9 protein-coding genes are annotated in these 18,386 nt (G+C 68.9%); 4 read left to right on the forward strand and 5 right to left on the reverse strand.

Annotation, left to right across the window (positions count from 1 at the left end):
- Positions 1-206 precede the first annotated feature (206 nt).
- A complete protein-coding gene (locus WME75_RS44015; RefSeq protein ID WP_437483944.1) occupies positions 207-2,468 on the forward strand; it encodes a S46 family peptidase in 2,262 nt (753 codons plus the stop codon).
- Between the two features lie 81 nt (positions 2,469-2,549).
- On the opposite strand, the gene WME75_RS44020 is transcribed toward WME75_RS44015, so the two are convergent.
- From WME75_RS44020 to WME75_RS44030, 3 genes are all read right to left on the reverse strand, one after another.
- Positions 2,550-4,073, reverse strand: coding sequence for an ATP-binding cassette domain-containing protein (locus tag WME75_RS44020; RefSeq protein WP_437483947.1), 1,524 nt, complete (start codon positions 4,071-4,073; stop codon positions 2,550-2,552).
- Between the two features lie 277 nt (positions 4,074-4,350).
- Positions 4,351-5,115, reverse strand: coding sequence for an SDR family NAD(P)-dependent oxidoreductase (locus tag WME75_RS44025; RefSeq protein WP_437483950.1), 765 nt, complete (start codon positions 5,113-5,115; stop codon positions 4,351-4,353).
- Between the two features lie 22 nt (positions 5,116-5,137).
- Positions 5,138-5,806: a TetR/AcrR family transcriptional regulator gene (locus tag WME75_RS44030; protein WP_437483953.1), complete on the reverse strand. Its 669-nt coding sequence runs from the start codon at positions 5,804-5,806 to the stop codon at positions 5,138-5,140.
- A gap of 182 nt (positions 5,807-5,988) precedes the next feature.
- Between WME75_RS44030 and WME75_RS44035 the strand changes: the two genes are divergently transcribed.
- The 3 genes from WME75_RS44035 (at position 5,989) to WME75_RS44045 (ending at position 10,747) form a co-directional block, all read left to right on the forward strand.
- Positions 5,989-7,182 carry a serine hydrolase domain-containing protein gene (locus WME75_RS44035; RefSeq protein WP_437483955.1) on the forward strand — a complete coding sequence of 398 codons (1,194 nt, stop codon included), beginning with the start codon at positions 5,989-5,991 and terminating at the stop codon, positions 7,180-7,182.
- Between the two features lie 1,408 nt (positions 7,183-8,590).
- Positions 8,591-9,679: a cytochrome P450 gene (locus WME75_RS44040; protein ID WP_437483958.1), complete on the forward strand. Its 1,089-nt coding sequence runs from the start codon at positions 8,591-8,593 to the stop codon at positions 9,677-9,679.
- Between the two features lie 75 nt (positions 9,680-9,754).
- The gene (locus WME75_RS44045) at positions 9,755-10,747 is read left to right on the forward strand and encodes a terpene synthase family protein (protein WP_437483961.1); all 993 of its coding nucleotides are present in this window, start codon (positions 9,755-9,757) and stop codon (positions 10,745-10,747) included.
- A 120-nt stretch (positions 10,748-10,867) separates the two neighbouring features.
- Here WME75_RS44045 and WME75_RS44050 read toward each other — a convergent pair whose 3' ends face one another.
- Complete coding sequence (locus WME75_RS44050) at positions 10,868-15,838, reverse strand: AAA family ATPase (RefSeq protein WP_437483964.1); 4,971 nt, start codon at positions 15,836-15,838, stop codon at positions 10,868-10,870.
- A 601-nt stretch (positions 15,839-16,439) separates the two neighbouring features.
- Positions 16,440-18,263 (reverse strand): gamma-glutamyltransferase, encoded by a 1,824-nt coding sequence (gene ggt / locus WME75_RS44055; protein ID WP_437483966.1) that lies wholly within the window; start codon positions 18,261-18,263, stop codon positions 16,440-16,442.
- Positions 18,264-18,386 lie beyond the last annotated feature (123 nt).

The raw sequence follows: 18,386 nt of genomic DNA on the forward strand, positions 1-18,386 counted from the left end.
CTCGTTCCTGGTTTTGTGATGCAGGCGAATTTGAACCACAGAGGCACAGAGGACACAGAGGAGAGAACAAAGAAACTCTGTGTCCTCTGTGTCTCTGTGGTTCCTTCTCACATGAAGCCAGGAAAGAGCTCATGCGACGCGGTGCTGGGGCTGCTCGAGAGATGCGGTGTGGTTGCTTTATCCAACCGCGATGGTAACAACACCGCATGTTTCATTCCTCTCTGCGTGGTAACGCGCTCTTCGCGCTCTTCGCCCTCTCCGCGCTCGCGCCGGGCTGCGGGTCGGAGCGCCCGCAAGCGGGCGACACGAAGCCTCCGGCCTCGGGGCCCGGCCAGGGGACGCCGTTCGAGAACCCGGGCGGGATGTGGATGCCCGAGCAGATGGCGCAGCACAAGGACCAGCTCGAGGCGCTCGGGCTCGAGATCGATCCGGCGTCGCTCACCGATCCCACGGCGGCCCCGCTCGGCGCGGTGGTGAGCCTGGGAGGCTGCTCGGCGTCGTTCGTCTCGCCCGACGGGCTCATCGCGACGAACCACCACTGCGCCACCCGGGCGCTCCAGTACAACTCCACCCCGGAGCAGGACCTCCTGACGAACGGCTACCTGGCGAGATCCCGCGCCGAGGAGCGGTGGGCCGGCCCCACCGCGCGCGTCTTCGTCACCCGCGGCTTCCGCGACGTCACCGGCGAGGTGCGGCGCGAAATCGAGGCGATCCAGGGCGATCTCGAGCGATACGAGGAGACCGAGCGGCGCAAGAAGCAGCTCGTGGCCGCGTGCGAGCAGGGGCGCCCGGAGATCCGTTGCTCCATCGCCGAGTATTTCGGCGGCGGCCAGGTTTCCCTGATCGAGCAGCTGGAGATCAAGGACGTCCGCATCGTCTATGCACCGCACGAGGCCATCGGCAACTTCGGCGGGGATATCGACAACTGGCGCTGGCCACGTCACACCGGAGATTTCGCCTTCTTCAGGGCCTATGTCGGCAAGGACAACCGCCCCGCGGGCCACGCCGAGGACAACGTGCCGTATCGCCCGGCGCACCACCTGAAGCTCGCCTCCGCGCCGCTCAACCAGGGCGACCTGGTGATGGTCGCCGGCTATCCCGGCACGACGAGCCGGCTCCGGACCGCGGCAGAGGTCGAGTCCGCCGTGTCATGGCAGTACCCGAAGCGGGTGTCGTTCTACGAGGAGTCGATCGCCCTCCTGGAGGAGCTCGGCAAGAACGACCCGGCGGTGCGCATCAAGGCGCATTCGTCCATCCAGGGCTACAGCAATTACCTGCTCAAGACGCGCGGTCTCCTCGAGGGGCTTGTCGAGGGCGGCCTGGCCAAGGAGAAGGCGAGGGTAGAGGACGAGCTCAAGGCCTGGATCGACGCCGAGCCGGAGCGCAAGGCGGCCTACGGCGGCGCGATCGAGAAGATCGCCGCGGTGCACGCCGAGCAGAGCAAGACGCGCGAGCACGACGCGGCCGTGTCCGAGATCCTCTCGTCCGCGAGGCTCCTCGACGCGGCCGTCACCCTCGTGCGCATGGCGGAGGAGCGGCCCAAGGCCGACGCCGAGCGCGACGCCGGGTACCAGGAGCGCGACTGGGAGCGGCTCGAGCAGGCGCAGGTGTCGCTGCAGAAGTCCTACGACCGCACCCTCGATCGGAGCACCTTCAAGCTGGCGCTCAAGCGCGCGCTGCGGCTCGATCCGAAGGACAGGCCGGCGCTCATCGGGAGCCTCGTGGGCGGGCAGGCGCAGACCGAGGCCGCCCTCGCCGCGGCGGTCGACGCCCTCTACGCCAAGACGGCGCTCGAGGACGCGGCGACCCGGGTCAAGCTGCTCAAGACGGCGACGACCGAGGAGCTCAACGCGAGCCAGGATCCGATGATCCGCCTCGCCCTCTCGCTCGCGCCCGTCGACAAGGCCATCGAGGCCCGGGACAAGGCCTACGCCGGGGCGATGACCCTCGTGAAGCCCCGCTTCGTCGAGGCGCTCCGCGCGTACCGGGGCGGCATGCTGGCGCCCGACGCGAACGGCACCCTCCGCATCACCTACGGCACCGTGCGGGGCTACCGCCCGGAGCTCGACAAGCCGGTCTATCGCCCGTTCACCGTCCTCAGCGAGGTCGTGAAGAAGACCACCGGCAAGCCGCCGTTCAACACCCCGGAGGCCCTGCTCGAGGCCGCGCGCGAGCGGCGGTTCGGCCCGTACGTGGACGACGACCTCGGCGAGGTCCCTGTCTGCTTCCTGAGCGATCTCGACATCACGAACGGCAACTCCGGCTCCGCCACGCTGAACGCGCGCGGCGAGCTCGTCGGCCTCGCCTTCGACGGCAACTACGAGGCGATGGCGTCCGACTGGCTCTTCATGCCGTCGATCACCCGGACCATCCACGTCGATCACCGCTACATGCAGTGGGTGATGGACGCGGTGTCCGGCGCGGACGCCGTGCTCAAGGAGATGGGCGGCACGCCGGCCATCGACTGAGCGCGGCCCAGGCGGCGGCGCGCGATCCGCGCCGCCGCCGCGGGGCGCAGCGTCCGTCGAGGCCGCGGCGCCGGGCCGGGGTCACGCGCCGGCGTCGTCGGACGTGACCCGCACGTCGCCCTCGGCCACGGTCCACAGGATCGACGTGCAGCGCCTCCCGAACGCCCGGTCGTGGGTGACAAGGAGCAGCGCGCCCGGGTAGTCGGCCAGGGCGCGCTCCAGCCGCTCGATCGACGGCAGATCGAGGTGGTTTGTCGGCTCGTCCAGCACGAGCGCCCACGCGTGCTGCCCGAGGCCGAGCGCGATCATCAGCTTCCGCGCCTCGCCCGGCGACGGCCGCGCCGACGCGAGCAGCCGCCCCGGCTCCACGCCGAGCGCCGCCACGAGCGACATCACCCGCCCGCGCTCCTCCGGGGGCAGGCGCCGGGCCGCGGCGATGAGCGCCTGCTCCTCCGCCTCTCCGAGCTCCTGCGGCACATAGAGCACCTTCTCCCGCGGCACCCGCGCGCTCGCGAGCAGCGCCTTCACCAGCGTTGTCTTGCCGCCGCCGTTCGGGCCGGCGATCCGGATGCGGTCCTCGCGGCCGACGCCGAGCCGCACGTCCCGCAGCATCACGGGGCCATCGCCGCCGCCCGCGCGGACCTCGGGCGCGTCGAGCACGAACAGCCACGGCGCGGGCGACCGCTCGTAGCCGACGAACACGCTGCGCCCCACCGCCTTCTCGAACTCGAACGTCCCCGCCTCGGCCGACACCTTCTCGAGCTTGCGCCGCGTCACGCCCACGGTGCGCGACAGCCGCGCCTCGGCCGTGGACACGCGGTAGTCCGCCAGCAGGCCCCGGGCGTCGCTGTCTTGCGGGCCCTTCATCCGCTTCCGCGTGCTCCGCTCCGCGTCGGCCGAGGCCTGCTCGCGCCGCTCCTCGCCGAGCCGGCGGCGGAGGTGCCGCTCCTCGGCGCGCAGCCGCTGGTGCGCCTCCTCGCGGCCGCGCGCCTCGGCCTCCCAGAGCTCCTTGGCGGCGCTGTACCCGCCGGGATAGAGCCGCGCCGCCGCCTGCTCGACCCGGATCGTGCCGACGGTCAGCGCGTCGAGGAGCTCGCGATCGTGCGAGACGCACGCGCCGATCCCCTGGAATCCGCCGAGCGCGCCGGCGAGCAGCGCCCGCGCGTCCGCGTCGATGTGGTTCGTCGGCTCGTCGAGCAGGAGCAGGTCCGGCTCGGCGGCGAGCGCCGCGCCGATCTGCCACCGCTTGCGCTCGCCGGGCGACAGCGTGGCCCAGCGCCCGAGCTCCGCCGGATCGAGGCGGAGCTCGCCGCGCAGCCGGCGCGCGAGGCCGCCCTCGGCCTCGGCCAGCGCGCCGATCGCCGCGTCCGCGTGCTCCACGGCCTGCGGGCAGACCGCGATCGCCGCGCCCCGCGGCTCGAGGCGCAGGCTGCCCGCGTCGGGCGCGAGATCGCCGGCGAAGAGCCGGAGGAGCGTCGTCTTGCCGGCGCCGTTCGGCCCGACGATCCCGTACCAGCCGGGCGTCAGGCACAGATCGACGCCCGCGAGGACCGGGGACGCGTCGGAATAACAAAAAGAGAGACGATGCGCGCGCAACGACGACATACAAGCTCCTGAATCCGAGGGCCACGCGGCCCGGTCACGGGACGGGCAGGCTGCGTTGCGCGGGCAGGCTCATCCGACCTGGCGCGCTCGCGACCTGCGACGGAGACCGATTCAGGAGCTGATCTTCACCGGAGCACTCTCCTCTTGCGTCAGCGGCAATGTGTAACAGCCCGTGACCGCCCGCGCAACCGAGGCTCCGTCGGGGGGTGGGGGCATTGGCCCGGAGAGCTCCGTCGTGAGGTTGGGTGAGAGCAGGGCCTCGAAGGACCTCCGTGCCTCACGCGGCCAGGAAGCCGCCGTCGACCGGGAGCGCGGCGCCGGTCACGTAGCCCGCGCCCTCCGAGCAGAGCCACAGCGCGGCGCCGGCGATCTCGTCCTCGGTCGCCATGCGCGCCATCGGGTGCTGCCCCACGAGCCCCCGGACCAGCTCGGGCGCGAGCGCCTCCGCCTGTTCCATGGCGGGCGTGCGGGTGACGCCGGCGCAGAGGGCGTTCACGCGGATGCCCCGGGACGCGACCTCCAGCGCCACCGACCGCGTCATCCCGACGACCGCGTGCTTGGACGCGACGTACGCGTGGTGCGCCGGCTTCCCGGCGACGCCGTAGATCGAGCTCATGTTGACGATGGCGCCCCCGCCCGACTCGAGCATCGCCGGGACCTCGTGCCGCATGGCCAGCCACACCCCGCGGGCGTTTGTCGCCATGACGCCGTCCCACACCGCCTGATCGGTGTCCTCCAGGCGGGCCATGTCGCCGCCCACGCCCGCGCAGTTCGCCGCCACGTCGAGCCGGCCGAAGCGCTGCACCGTCTGCTCCACGGCGCGCCGCACCGAGGCCTCGTCGCGCACGTCGGTCTGGACGAACAGCGCCGGCGCGCCCTCCCGCGAGAGCGCCGCGCAGGCCCGCCGCCCGGCGTCGTCGCCCCGCGCGGCCACCGCGACCCGCGCCCCCCCGCGCGCGAAGGCGCGCGCCGTCGCGAGGCCGATGCCCGAGGTGCCCCCGGTGACGAGGGCGACCCGCCCGGAGAAGTCGTACGTGATCATGACAGCTCCCTTCCTTGTGAAACTACGCGGCGTCCGCGCCGAGGCCGCCCCGGATGAGCCGGACCGCCTGTTGCGCGAGGCGGCGGCGGCGCTTCGGGCCGAGCTGCTTGCGCAGCGAGTCCGAGGCCAGCACCTCGTGGAGCTCGGCCCCGAGCTCCTGGAGCACGACATCGGTCAACCCCGGGCCGATGACGGCGGCGACAAGGCGGGTCGCCACCTCCAGGCTCGTGTCGGTCGCGCGCAGGGCGCCGCTCGCGAGCCCCTGCTCGAGCAAGGCCCGGAGCTCGGCGACGCCGGCCTCGCAGATCGCCCGGTGCAGGCCGCGGACCTCGACGTCCGCCGTCGGATCGGCGGCCGCGGCGGACAGGCGGGCGAGGCGCGGGTGCTCGACGAGGAACGCCATGCCTCGCTCGATCAGGACCTCGAGGCGAGCCCAGAAGTCGCCCTCGAGGCACGCGGCGCCCACGAACTCGCGCTTGCGCCGCGGCGCCTCCTCGGTGAGCAGCCAGCGGTACAGATCGAGCTTGTCCTCGAAGTACTGATAGAAGCTGCCCTTCGGGATGCGGGCGCGGCGCGCGATCTGCGACAGCGACGCCTCGGCGTAGGTCCGATCGGCGAACTCGGCGATCGCCTCGCGCACGAGGCGGTCCCGCCGCTCCTCCGGAAGCCCATAAAACGTGCTCTTCGGCATGCGACCGATCAGTCATATGACCGACCGGTCGCATGGTCAAGGCATGCCGTCGGCGGCGGGTGGGAGCCGCGGCGTGCGCACGAAATCGACGCTCGTCATCCCTTGCGCCGCCAGATGGGCGATGATGGCGGTGTGAGGGCGGATCCCGCCCCGCGTACCCCCTCCTTACCAAGGACCGATCCGTGACCAGCACCCAGCCGATGATCCAAGGAAGCGTGGCCCCTGGCTTCGAGCGCGTACGCGACGCGTTCGTCGAGAACCTCACGCGACAGGACGAGGCCGGCGCGTCGTTCTGCGCTTACGTCGACGGCGTCGAGGTCGCCCACCTCTGGGGTGGCGAGGCCCGCCCCGGCGTCCCGTGGACCGAGGACACGATCGCGTGCGGGGCCTCGGTGGCCACGGGCGTCACCGCGCTTGTGGCGCAGCGGCTCGCGGACCAGGGGAAGCTCGACGTCGACGCGCCGGTCGCCGCGTACTGGCCGGAGTTCGCCTCCCAGGGCAAAGGCGGCATCACGGTGCGCATGGTCCTCAGCCACAAGGCGGGGCTGCCGTGGTTCCCCGACCCCGAGCTGCGCGTGCGCCTGGATCGCCCCGAGACGCTGCTCGACGTCGAGGTCATCGCGCGGCTCATCGAGGCGGCGCCGCCGGTCTGGGAGCCGGGGACGCAGTGCGGTTACCACTCGACGACCTACGGCTGGATCGTCGGCGAGATCGTCCGTCGCATCACCGGCAAGAGCCTGGGGACCTACCTGCGCGACGAGATCGCGGGCCCGCTCGGGGCCGAGTACTGGATCGGGCTGCCCGAGGCCGAGCACCCGCGGGCCGCGTGGCTGATCCCCGATCCGATCACGGACACCGACCAGTTCTACAAGTTCATCAACGCCGACTCGGCGCCCGGCAAGGCGATGTTCCTGAGCCCCGGCCGGCGCTTCGGGGACCTGATCCGGGAGGCGATGAACGATCCGACGTTCTGGCGAGCGGAGCTCGCGTCCCGCAATGGCGTGGGGACCGCCCGCGGCGTCGCCCGGCTGTACGCCCTGCTCGCCTCGGGGGGCGAGCTCGCGGGCACCCGGCTCGTCTCGGCCGACTCCATGGCTCGCCACACCGAGGTGCACTACGACGGGAACGACTGCATCTGGGGGAACCCGGTCCGGATCGGCCTCGGCTACATGCGCCCTTCGGCGAGCCTGGCCATGGGCCCGCACGACGAGGCCTTCGGCCACCCCGGGTTCGGCGGCGCGATCGGCTTCGCGGATCCCGTCTCCCGGGTAGGGTTCGGGTTTCTCCCGAACCGCATGATCCTCGCGCTCACGACCGACGCGCGGGCCGAGGCGCTCGCGACGGCGCTCTACGCATGCCTGAAGACCACCGCCTGAGGGCCGGTCTGGGTCGCGCCCTCCTCGTGATCATTCACATGGAGTCGGGGGGATCCATGCTCTCCCGTTCCCGCCCTCCTCCCTCCGTCCCGCCGGCCTGTTGAAATCCGACCGCTACCGAGGGCCGCGGCCTCGGCGGCGTCGCACGACGTCCCGGGGGCCGTCGCGTCATCGACGCAGGGCGCGTGACGCGGCCCGCGGCGCAGCGGGTCGAGCGACCCCCGTCATGGCCGCCGCGGCGACCTCGTCCAGGAACGATGATCGCGCCCGGCGGGAGCGAGGCGTTCATCTTGCATAGCGAGCGGCCTCATCGTCGCGCCGTGCTGCCCCGCTGCAATGCACGTCACATCGCCAGTGAACTACTTCGCCGTCAGCATCTCTGGGAAAAGCCCTGAGCGTTCGATCCGACGCATGCTTCGGGCTCTCTCGTTGCTGAGGCTCGCTCCATCCGGCGCGCCGCGGCGTCGTGTCCGGGTCGGGCGTCATGCATTCAGAGATGAAACCCGCGGCGACTCCAGCTTTCATTGCTGCACAGTCGCTCCCGAGATCTCATGCAGATCCTCCAGCGGTCACCGTACGCCCATCGCACCGCCTCTCTACCGAATGGCCACTGCAGTGTCGTCCAGGTGCAGTAGGTCTCTTCGACGCCCGCTGCTGGAACGCGCGCCGGTCGCCCAAGAATGTATTTTTGTTCACACGAGTCGTGTGCCATGGCTCGACCATCGCGTCTGCAGACTCGGTATCCTCGAGGCTTCGAACACGCGAGGGACGTCGTGGGTAGTTTCCGCACAAAGAATACAGTTGCGCATTCGTCCGCATGGTATACCATCCTGTCCTCAGATGGAGGAGCACGGATGAACCATCGGACGCCCGCAGCGATGAAGGGAGCCTAGCGGCTCTCTCCTTCGCTCTGGTCTCATGATGCACCGGGAGATGCCCTCGCAGCAGTCCAGGCGATCGTGAGTCGTGCGCTCGCATCATCGCGAGCGCGGCGACGACCGAGGAACGCAGCCGTTTCGTGCGGGAACCGAGCCATTGGCTCGGGCTGCGCGGCGGCTGCGCAGCGCCTTGCTGGCGAGAGATGCGCCCAGGTGGCCACGCGCCGGAGCATTGCGGAAACGCGGCCTGCGGCGTCCGATTCGTGCTCTCTCCAGCGCCAGGCAGACGGCTCTCCAGGGAGAGCCGACCCAACGCCATAGCGTCGCCCATCAGGGCATCTGAGGCAGCGCGGCGCTGCACGTCGATCGACGTGTGCCGCCGTGGCGCTGCGGCCTTGTCCAACCCATCTTACAGGAAGAGCGCAATGAATCGATTGAACTTGTTCGCCCCCGACGTGCGGGAGAACCCTTACCCCTTCTATGCGACGCTGCGGCGCGAGTCGCCCGTGTGCCAGGTGGACCCGAACGGGATGTGGGTGGTCACCCGGTACGACGACATCGTCGCGGCGCTGAAGAACACGCAGGTGTTCTCGTCGGCGGGGCTGCGCATGGCCACCGAACCACCTTTCCTGCAACGCTATAACCCCTTGTCCGATTCCATGATCGTCGCGGATCCGCCGCGGCACAGCCAGCTGCGCAACCTCATCGGCCGAGGCTTCACCACCGGCACGGTGAGCTCGCTGGAGCCGCGGATGCGCTCCACGGCAGCGCGGCTCGTCGACGAAGTGATGGAGCGGCGCGTGGTCGATTTCCTTCCTGACGTCGCTTGTCGCGCGCAGATCACCTTACTCGCTCAGCTGATCGGCCTCGATCCCTCGCTCGAGGAGCAGTTCAGTCGCTGGACGGCGGACATGGTCAGCGTCGGCAGCCTCTCCCCGGAGCAACACACGCGGATCAACGCGGTGCGCCAGTCTATCGATCAGATGGAGCACTACATGCAGGAGCTGCTCGCCAGCCGGCGTCGTCAGATGGAGAACGACCTGGTCAGCGACCTGCTCCGGTCTCAGGTGAACGACAGCGCGCTCACGGACAAGGATCTTGTCGCCCTCCTGTTCCTGCTCGTTGTCGCAGGGATGGAGACGACGGTATCGCTGATGACCCATATGGTGTTGATCCTGGCGCAGCGCCCAGCCTGGATGGATCGTCTGCGAGGAGAGCCAGCGCTCATCCCGCGCTTCGTCGAGGAAGTGCTCCGCTTCGAGCCGCCGGTGCATGCCACGATGCGGCTGACCCTTGCAGAGGCGGAGATAGGGGGCGTACGCGTCCCCGCGCACTCGGTCGTGGCGCTGCTCCTGGGCTCGGGCCTGCGCGACGAGACCAGATTTCAAGACCCGGACCGCTTCGACCCGGAGCGCCGCGTGCAGACCGGCCTGGCGTTCGGTCATGGCGCCCACTTCTGTCTTGGAGCGCTGCTGGCGCGTACGCAAGCCCGCGTGGTGTTGGAGGAGCTCCTGCCGCGGTGTCGTCGCTTCGAGCTCCGCGCCGAGCGGATCGAGTGGAACTCGGTCCTCAACACCCGCTGCCCGATAACGCTCCCGATCGAGGTGATCCCCGCCTGATCACATCGTCGCCTGCGCGCGGCTCATCACCGATGGACAGCAGAAGCAGAAGATTCAAGGTTTGCGTTGGAGTGTATGATGTCGTCCGGTCGAATCAGCGTTGTCGTAAGTAAAAACGAAGCCGACCGCTTCGAGTATCCGTTTCGTGCGTCATGTCATCCCCTGGTCGATGCCGCCGAGCGCCGCACACTTCAGTGGGTGCGCCGGCTGAGGCTGGCGCCCGACGAACGTGCGCTCTGGCGCATCAAGGCAGCGAACGTCGCTCACCTGGCGGGGTGGGTGTTTCCTTCCGCGAACGCGCAGATCCTGCAGCTGGCGTCCGACTTCACCGCCGTATTATTCCTGCTGGACGATGCTTACGACGAGGGCGCGCTCAGCGCGGATCCTCAGGAAGTCGCGAGGCTGAACGAGAAATATCTGGGCGAGCTCTTCGGTTATGCTCAGGCGGACATGGACGACCCGCTGACGCGTGGGCTGCTCGACATCCGCGACAGGATCAGGGACGGTAACCCCCATTTCTTCCTGAACCGCTGGCTCTCTCATTTCCAGTACTACTACGAGGCCAACCTGTGGGAAGCGAACAACCGCATGCGCAGGAGGGTTCCGCGCCTCGAGGAGTACGTCATGATGAGACGCTACAGCGGAGCGGTCTATCCCTACTGTGACCTGATCGAGCTGATGCTCGATCAGCCGCTGCCCCTGGAGATCGTGCAGCATCCGTTGCTCCGGAGCGTCCGCGAGATCTGCAATGACATCCTGTGCTGGACGAACGACTACTTCTCGCTCGAAAAGGAGCTGAGGTCGGGCGAGGTGCACAACCTGATCGTCGTGCTCCGAGACAATGAAGGCGTCTCGCTGGAGGAGGCCACCGCGCGCCTCAGGCACATGCACGACGAGCGGGTCGCCTACTACCAGGACGTGAAGGACAAGGTGCTCTCGCTGTGGTCGACCAGCGGGATCCGTCAGTACCTCGACGCGACCGATGCCATGATCGCAGGCCATCAGCGCTGGGCGCTGGCAGCGCTCCGCTACTCCGAGCTATCGGCGGTCGACGCGCACGCCGGATAAGGGGGTCGCCTCCAGAGGTAGCCCGCCCCAGGGCCGCGCGGAGAGGCGGCGAGCGCGGGAGGAGCGTCGAGCGCCGGCGGATGGCGGGCACCGGTCGCCAGCCGGAGGCGCTCGCGCCCTTCACGCGTGCAATCTCGCGGTGGTGCGCCTCATGGCATAGGCGATGCCCGCCTTGAGGTTGGCCCGCGTCTCTATCGAACCGAGATCCACCCCCAGCGCGACGAGGCTCTGCGCTACTGCGGGACGGAGCCCGGTCAGGATAGCCCGGCTCCCGAGCAGGCCCACCGCGTGGGCCAGGTTCATCAGCCTGCTCGCCACGCACGTGTCCACGCTCTTGACGCCGGTGACGTCGACGATGACGACCTTCGCGGAGCTGGCCGCGACGCCTTGCATCGCGGCCTCGATCATCTGCGCAGCCCGCTTCTCGTCGAGGGTCCCGATGATGGGCATCACCATGATGTCATCGGTGATCGGGATGAACGGGGTCGACAGCTCGAGCAGCCGATCCCGTTGACTCCGGATGATCTCTTCCTGCATCTGGACGCGCTCTTCCTGCAGGAGGGCGCGCTCGGCGAGCTCCACCTGCAGCCTGTCGTTGACGGCGCGGAGCTGCTCGTTGGACAACCGGAGCTCCTCGGTGCGCGCGGAGACCTCCTTCTCGAGCCCCTCGTACATCTTCGCGTTCTCGATGGAGATCGCAATTTGCGTCGAGATGAGCCCCAGGAGCTCCAAGCGATCTTTCGTGAAAACACCGGTCGAGAGATTGTTCTCGAGATAGAGCACGCCGACCAGCCGGCCTTGGCGCACGATCGGTGTGCACATGAGCGACTTCGGCCGCCGCTCCCGGATGTATGGATCGGCCGCGAACCTGGCGTCATCCGCAGCGTTGTCCAGGAGCACGCTCTTCAGCGTGCGCTGTACATAGCTTATCAGCGTGATCGGTGCTTTGCTGAATGAGCTCACAAGAGCGCCTTTGAGCACGCTGACCTGCTTCGGCTCGACGGTCCCTTCTGCCTCCACGAAGAGCGCATCGCCGCGCGCCAGGGTCAGCACGCCGGACTGCGCACCGACGTTCTCCAGCACGATCGTCATCAGGTTCTCCAGCAGCCTCTCCAGGACGATCTCGCTCGCCACGGCTTGCGACGCCTTGATGGCGCTGAGCAGATCGAGGGCCGCGGCGTCGTGGGTGGACGTCGCCGTGATCGACGTCCGCGGGTCGGGCGTCCCCTCGAGGATGAGCTGAGGGAACGTGGAGACGAGGCTCTGGCACTTCGCGTCCGCACCCCACAGCGCATAACCGCGATAGGCCAGCGTCATATAGTGCTGAGAGATCTCGCGCCGGCCCATCTTTCGATAGAACGACGACGCTCGCTCGCACGCCAGCGCCTCTTCTTGCATGTATCCATGCTTCCGAGCGCCTTCGATCGCACGGTCGTAAAGGTCCATCGCCTCGACCACCGCATGCTTCACGCGCGCGAGCTCGGCGCTCACGAGGTCGTACTTGTGCTGGACGTTGTCGGGCGCAGATCGAGCCCAGATCTCGAGCCGTCGCTGGTATGCGTCGACCTTGGCGAGCGCGGCCTCTCGCTCCCCGTCCGGTAGGTGATCGAGCGCGGCGAGGATCGCGAGCGAGTGGTAGAACTTGTACTCGAGGTCGGCGACCATGCCCGCGACGGCGTCCTCGTACTCCTCGCCGGCGAGAAGGCAGGCGTAAGCCTGCTGCGCGTCGCCGAAGTAGTACAGCAGGATGCCTTTTGCGAGGTGCAGTGACATGATGGATGTCCTGCTCTGGCCCAGGCGTGGAAGCATCGTCGTCTCGTCGAAGCTATCCCCGACCAGGCGCAGCTTGTCGGCTGATGGGTCCCGGAGGCTGCGAACGAGCTGCTTCCAGATGCTGCATTGATACAGCGAGTACTGGTTGTTGAGCTTCAGAGATAGATCTACCGAGTTCTTCATCCGCAGCTCGGTCGTCGCAAGGTCCTCGCCGGCGAAGAATGAATGTGTCGAATGGAATATCGAGCCATATGCAGCGTACTCGATGTCCCCCGTCTCCAAGCCGATCTGGACGGCGTGGAGCAGAGGATCCAGCGTCTCCCGCAGATGCCGCTTCCAGTGGTGAATGAGGACATGCACGGTGGCATGGATCCTGGATTCCAGCTCGATGGCGCCGAAGGCGTGCGCCAGCTTTATCGCGAGCCGACCGAGCTCGAAGGCCTGGTCGGTGTTGTTCATGAGGCACTGTATGACGCCATAGATCGAGTAAGCGAACGCGGCGAGAGGCGAGTTGCCATGCCGCACGCAGAGGTCGACCATCGTGAACGCGTTCGTCGGCAGCAAGTCCGGCCTGGCGAGGTACACGGCCGGATTGACGGTCGTCATGATCCGGAGCGCCGCCTGCATCCGCTTGTTGGACATCCGGGGCAGCTGCGCAAGGAGGGACACGTCGACGTTGGCCGGCGGTGCCTCGGACAGCGGAACCTCGAGCATCGCGAGCACGCTCAAGGCGACGTCGATGGCTTCCTGCATGCGGCTCTGCGATATGTAGAACTGGATACGCGTCTCGTAGACCCGGATCTTCTCGAGCACGTCCCTGGCTCGCTCTTCGATGATCTTCGCGCACGCTTCCGCGCGCTCGAAGTTGATCGTCAGGTACTCCAGCTCGACGAGATCCGTGTAGATGGCGAGCGACAGATCGTGGTTCGCCTCCCACGCGTCCTCCGGCAAGAAGGCCGCCGCTGCGCGGAGGCACTGCACCCCGGGGCCGTACGCCGTGGAGCGCCTCGCCTTCTGGCCGGCCCTCAGGTTGAGCAGCGCCGCCTCGCAGCGCTCTTGCCGGTCCACGATCAGCGGCGCCCCCATGTTGAGGTGCATCACCATGTCGTAGATCCGTTCCTCGATCGACTCGATCGGCGTCTCGCTGATCAGGAGCCGCCCGAGCTCGAGGTGGATCGTCTCCTGCTCCAGCTCCGTGAGCAGCTTGTAGGCCGCCTGCTGCACGCGGTCGTGCAGGAACTTGAGCCTGACCGAGCCCCCGTCCTCGTCGTCGAGGAAGCGCGCGAGCTTGTAGTCGTCGTCGATGGGCACGACGAGCCCCGCGTCCAGCGCGTGCCAGATGTCCTCGTCGGTGGTGTGCCGGTCCTCCCGGTGGATGAGGGCGAGGATCTTCAGATCGAACTGGTTGCCGATGCACGCGGCGAGCTTCAGGACCCGCTGCGTCGACTCGCCCAGGCCCTGGATCCGCCGGACCATCAGATCGACGACGTTGTCCGCGACGTCCATCCGCTCGATGTCGGCGATGCTCCACTGCCAGGCGCCCGTCTCCGAGCTGAAGCGCAGGTGACCGCCGCGGGAGACGCTCTCGAGGTACTGGATCGTGAAGAACGGATTGCCGGCCGTCTTCGCGAAGATGATGTCCGAGAGCGGCCGACACTCCTCCGCAGGCGCGCCGAGCGTGTCGGACACGAGCTGGTTCACGTGCTCGGGCGCGAGCGGCCTCATCGTGATCGTGCGCACGCGCGCCTCGCTCCCCCGGAGCGCGCTCAGCATCATCATGAGCGGGTGCGCGTCGTCCACCTCGTTGTCCCGGTACGACCCGAGCAGCAGCAGATGGCGAATGTCGGCGTCCTCCAGGAGGACGCTGATGAGGTTCAATGAGCCCGTGTCGGCCCACTGGAGATCGTCGAGGAACAGCACGAGAGCCCGCGTCTTCAGCGCGATCTCGCCGATGAAGTTCCGGAACGTCAGGTTGAACCGGTTCCGCGTCTCCATCGAGCCCAGGGCCGGGACGGGCGGCTGCTCGCCGACGATGAGCTCGATCTCCGGGATCACCTCGGCGATGACCCGGCCGTTCGGGGCGACCGCCGCGAGGATCCTCGCCCTCCAGTCGGCGAGCTCCTCCTTGCTCTCCGTGAGGATCTGCCGGACGATCTCCCGCAGCGCGGCGATCACGGCCGAATACGGGACATTGCGCGTGAACTGGTCGAACTTGCCGGCGGCGAAGTAGCCCCCCTGCTTCGCGATCGGCTTGTGGATCTCGCTCACGACCGCCGACTTGCCCACGCCGGAGTAGCCGGCCACGAGGACGAGCTCCGACTGGCCGCCCTGGGCCGCGCCCGGCCCTCTGCTGCTGATGCTCCTGAACGCCGAGAGGAGCGTGTCGACCTCCTCCTGCCGGCCGTAGAGCCGCTGCGATATCTGGAGCCTCGTGGGCCTGTCCTTCCTCCCGGGCACGAAGTCCAGCGCGGGCGCGCCGTGCTCGAGCATGTCGAGGCAGACCCTGAGATCCGCCTTGAGGCCGAAGATGCTCTGATACCGCTCCTCCGCGGTCTTCGAGAGCAGCTTCATGATGACCCCGGAGAGCGCCTCCGGGATCTCCGGCCGGATCAGGTGCGGCGCGACGGGCGTCTTCGCGATGTGATGGTGCACGAGCTCCAGCGGATCCGTCGTCTCGAAGGGGAGGCGCCTCGTCGTGAGCTCGTAGAGCGTGACGCCGAGCGAATAATAGTCCGAGCGAAAGTCGATCGAGCGGTTCATCCGGCCCGTCTGCTCGGGCGAGATGTATTGCAGCGTGCCCTCGCCGGCCGTCCACGGGTCGACCGCCGCCGCGCGCTCCCCCGGCAGGAGCGAGGCGATGGAGAAGTCCGTGAGCTTCGCCGTGGTCACGTCGCTGTCGACGATGATGTTGCTGGGCTTGATGTCCTTGTGGATGATGTTCCGCTCGTGGATGGCCCCGAGCGCGTCCGCGAGCTGGAGCGCTATCCTGACCGACCGCACGAGCCCGACGCCCTGACCCTTGCCGCTCTCGTCGATGATCGCGCGCAGCGAGCGACCCGCGAAGTACTCCATGATGAGCGCGGCGTAATCGAGGCGGACCTCGAGGTCGTAGACCTTGATGACCCCCTCCAGATCGAGGTTCCGCGTGATCTCGTACTGGCGCTTCAAAATCGCGACGTTGCGGGTGCCATTGACCCCCTTGCGGGCGACCTTGATGACGCACATCTTGCCCGTGCTCTTCTTCCGGCCGAGGTAGACGCTGCTGCGCGCTCCATCGTGCAGCGTGTCAAGCAGCTCGTGATTCAGTAGTTCCACCATGACAGCTACCCCCTGGAATGATTAAGGCGATCGATTCGGCGCGGCGGTTCGGTCGGTATCGAGAGGCAGGCCCCGGGGACACGGCAGCGCCTCGGGGGCGCTGAGATCGGCGGCGTCGTCGGAAGCACGCGCGAACCGCCGGAGGAGCGACCCTGCGCGGCGGAGCGCATCACCGTAAGCAATCCAAACGAGCGCGTTGTGTCAAGGTCGAACCGTCGGTTCTCCACCGCACGGATCCTGCGCTTTCACGTGGCTCCGCTGTCGAGACGCCGCGCGTCACGACAGCGGCGCGCGACTCGGTTCGAGCGCCTGGAGCGAATGCAACGTCTGCGTGTCCACGAGGCGCGGGCGCACGGCACTCCGCGGCGACGGCGCGCTCGACGGCGTTGCGCTTCACGCGATAACGGCTTCACACAATGCGAGAGCGTCGATGCATTGAGCTCACTCGCGGTGCCAGGATCGGCACGGTACATCAGGGTGGACGGAATTTCTTAGGGAAGGTCCTGATGCTTGCGGCGAGCTCGCGCGTCGACAGGCGATGAGATGAGCGGCAATCGGCTCCTCGGACATCCCGCGGGAGGACGGCCGTCGCCTCCGCCGGCTATTTCCCGGCCGCCGCCTCGGAGCCCGGCCGCCGCGGCTCCCGTGCGCCCGCGAAGGTCGCGCCCTCGCGGCCGATCGCCGGCGCGTCGGCGATGTGCCCGCGCTCGTCGAGGGTGTGGCCCATCGCGCCGAGCGCGCTCTTCAGCTCGTCGGGGAAGCCGCCCTTCTCGCCGAACAGCTTGTCGGGGTAGTCCTGGTGGTGGAAGCGCGGCGCGTTGACCGCCGTGGTCACGTCGAAGCCGAAATCGACCACGTTGGAGAGGATCTGGAAGACCGCCGTGAGGATCGTCGGGCCGCCCGCGGCGCCGAGCACGAGCTCCACGCGCCCGTCCTTCCCCGACACGATCGTGGGCGACATCGACGAGAGCATGCGCTTGCCGGGCGCGATGGAGTTGGCCTCGCCCTGCACGAGGCCGAACTGGTTCGCGGTGCCGGGCACGGCGGCGAAGTCGTCCATCTCGTTGTTCAGCACGAAGCCCGCGCCCGTCACCGTCACCCCCGCGCCGTACCAGCCGTTCAGCGTCGTCGTCAGCGCGACGGCGTTGCCCTGCGCGTCGACCACCGAGAAGTGCGTCGTGTGCGGGCCGCGGCCGCCCGAGTCCTTGGCGGCCGCGCCGCCGGTCAGCGTGTCGGTCGGCGTCGCGCGGTCCGGCACGATCGTGGCGCGCTGCTTCTCCGCCCACGCGACCGAGAGCAGCTCCTCGACCGGGTTCTTCACGAAGTCGGGGTCCCCGAGGATCTCGTTGCGCGCGATGAAGACGCGCCGCATCACCTCGGCGACCACGTGCACGTGCGACGGCGAGTGCCAGCCGAGCTTCGCGACGTCGAGCCCCTCGAGCTGGTGCGCGATCATCGCGAGGGCGAGGCCGCCCGACGAGGGGAGCGGCATCGAGGCGACGCGGCGCCCGCGGTACTCGAACACGACCGGCTCGCGCCACTTCGCCTTGTAGCCCTTGAGATCCGCGGCCGTGATGAGGCCCTTGCCGCGCCGCATCTCGGCGACGAGGAGCTCGGCGGTCTTGCCCTCGTAGAAGCCGGCGGGCCCCTTCTCGGCGATGCGCTCGAGCGTCGTCGCGAGCTCGGGCGATTTCCACGTCACGCCGACCTGGATGGGCGCGCCGCCCGGCAGGAACAGCGCGACCGAGGCCGGGAAGCGCGCGAGCTTGCTCGACGCCGACTTGACCGTGGTCGCGAAGTTCTCGTCGACCGGGAAGCCCTCCCTCGCGAGCCGGATCGACGGCGCGATGAGCTCGGCCCAGGTCTTCTTCTTGGAGCCGAGCTTGTCGTACGCCTCCCAGAGCCCCGCCACGCTGCCGGGCACGCCGACCGCGAGGTGGCCGACGCGGGAGCTCTCCGTGGGCTTGCCGTCCTTGCCCCGGTACATGTCGTGGGTCGCCCTGGCCGGCGCGGTCTCGCGGAAGTCGAGCGCGTGCTCCTTGTCCCCGAGGCGCGCGACCATGAACCCGCCGCCTCCGAGGTTGCCGGCCGTCGGGTGCACAACGGCGAGCGCGAACGCCGTCGCGACCGCCGCGTCGACCGCGTTGCCGCCCGAGGAGAGGACGTCCGCGCCCACCTTCGTGGCGAGCGCGGCGTCGCTGGAGACCATCGACGGGCCCCGCACCGGCGGCGCGCCCTCGGGGTAAGGCCACCCGGCCGGGAACCGCGACACAGGCGCGGCCGGCGCGGGCGCGGGCGCGGGCGCCGAGGCGGCGGCGCTCGGCGACGGGGGCGGAGGCGGCGCGGGCGGCGGCGGGGGGACGGCGGCCTCGCAGCCGGCGAGGAGGACGACGGCGAGCAGCCGATGCAAGGCGCGGAGCTTCATCGCGGCGGCTTATAACCCAGGCCCAGCGCCGCTCGAAGGACGGAGGCGCGGCCGCGCGGTGATCGGATCCGGACCCGAAGGCGGGAAGGCGGAAGAAAAAACCAATGATCTTCCACATTTCCC

Source organism: Sorangium sp. So ce1014 (assembly GCF_051521505.1).
GTDB lineage: Bacteria > Myxococcota_A > Polyangia > Polyangiales > Polyangiaceae > Sorangium.

Bases quoted from the DNA above. Each gene is read 5' to 3' on its own strand.
- WME75_RS44030 (WP_437483953.1), bottom strand. From the start codon at position 5,806: ATGCCGAAGAGCACGTTTTATGGGCTTCCGGAGGAGCGGCGGGACCGC.
- WME75_RS44040 (WP_437483958.1), top strand. From the start codon at position 8,591: ATGTGGGTGGTCACCCGGTACGACGACATCGTCGCGGCGCTGAAGAAC.
- WME75_RS44045 (WP_437483961.1), top strand. From the start codon at position 9,755: ATGATGTCGTCCGGTCGAATCAGCGTTGTCGTAAGTAAAAACGAAGCC.
- WME75_RS44025 (WP_437483950.1), bottom strand. From the start codon at position 5,115: ATGATCACGTACGACTTCTCCGGGCGGGTCGCCCTCGTCACCGGGGGC.
- ggt (WP_437483966.1), bottom strand. From the start codon at position 18,263: ATGAAGCTCCGCGCCTTGCATCGGCTGCTCGCCGTCGTCCTCCTCGCC.
- WME75_RS44020 (WP_437483947.1), bottom strand. From the start codon at position 4,073: ATGTCGTCGTTGCGCGCGCATCGTCTCTCTTTTTGTTATTCCGACGCG.
- WME75_RS44015 (WP_437483944.1), top strand. From the start codon at position 207: ATGTTTCATTCCTCTCTGCGTGGTAACGCGCTCTTCGCGCTCTTCGCC.
- WME75_RS44050 (WP_437483964.1), bottom strand. From the start codon at position 15,838: ATGGTGGAACTACTGAATCACGAGCTGCTTGACACGCTGCACGATGGA.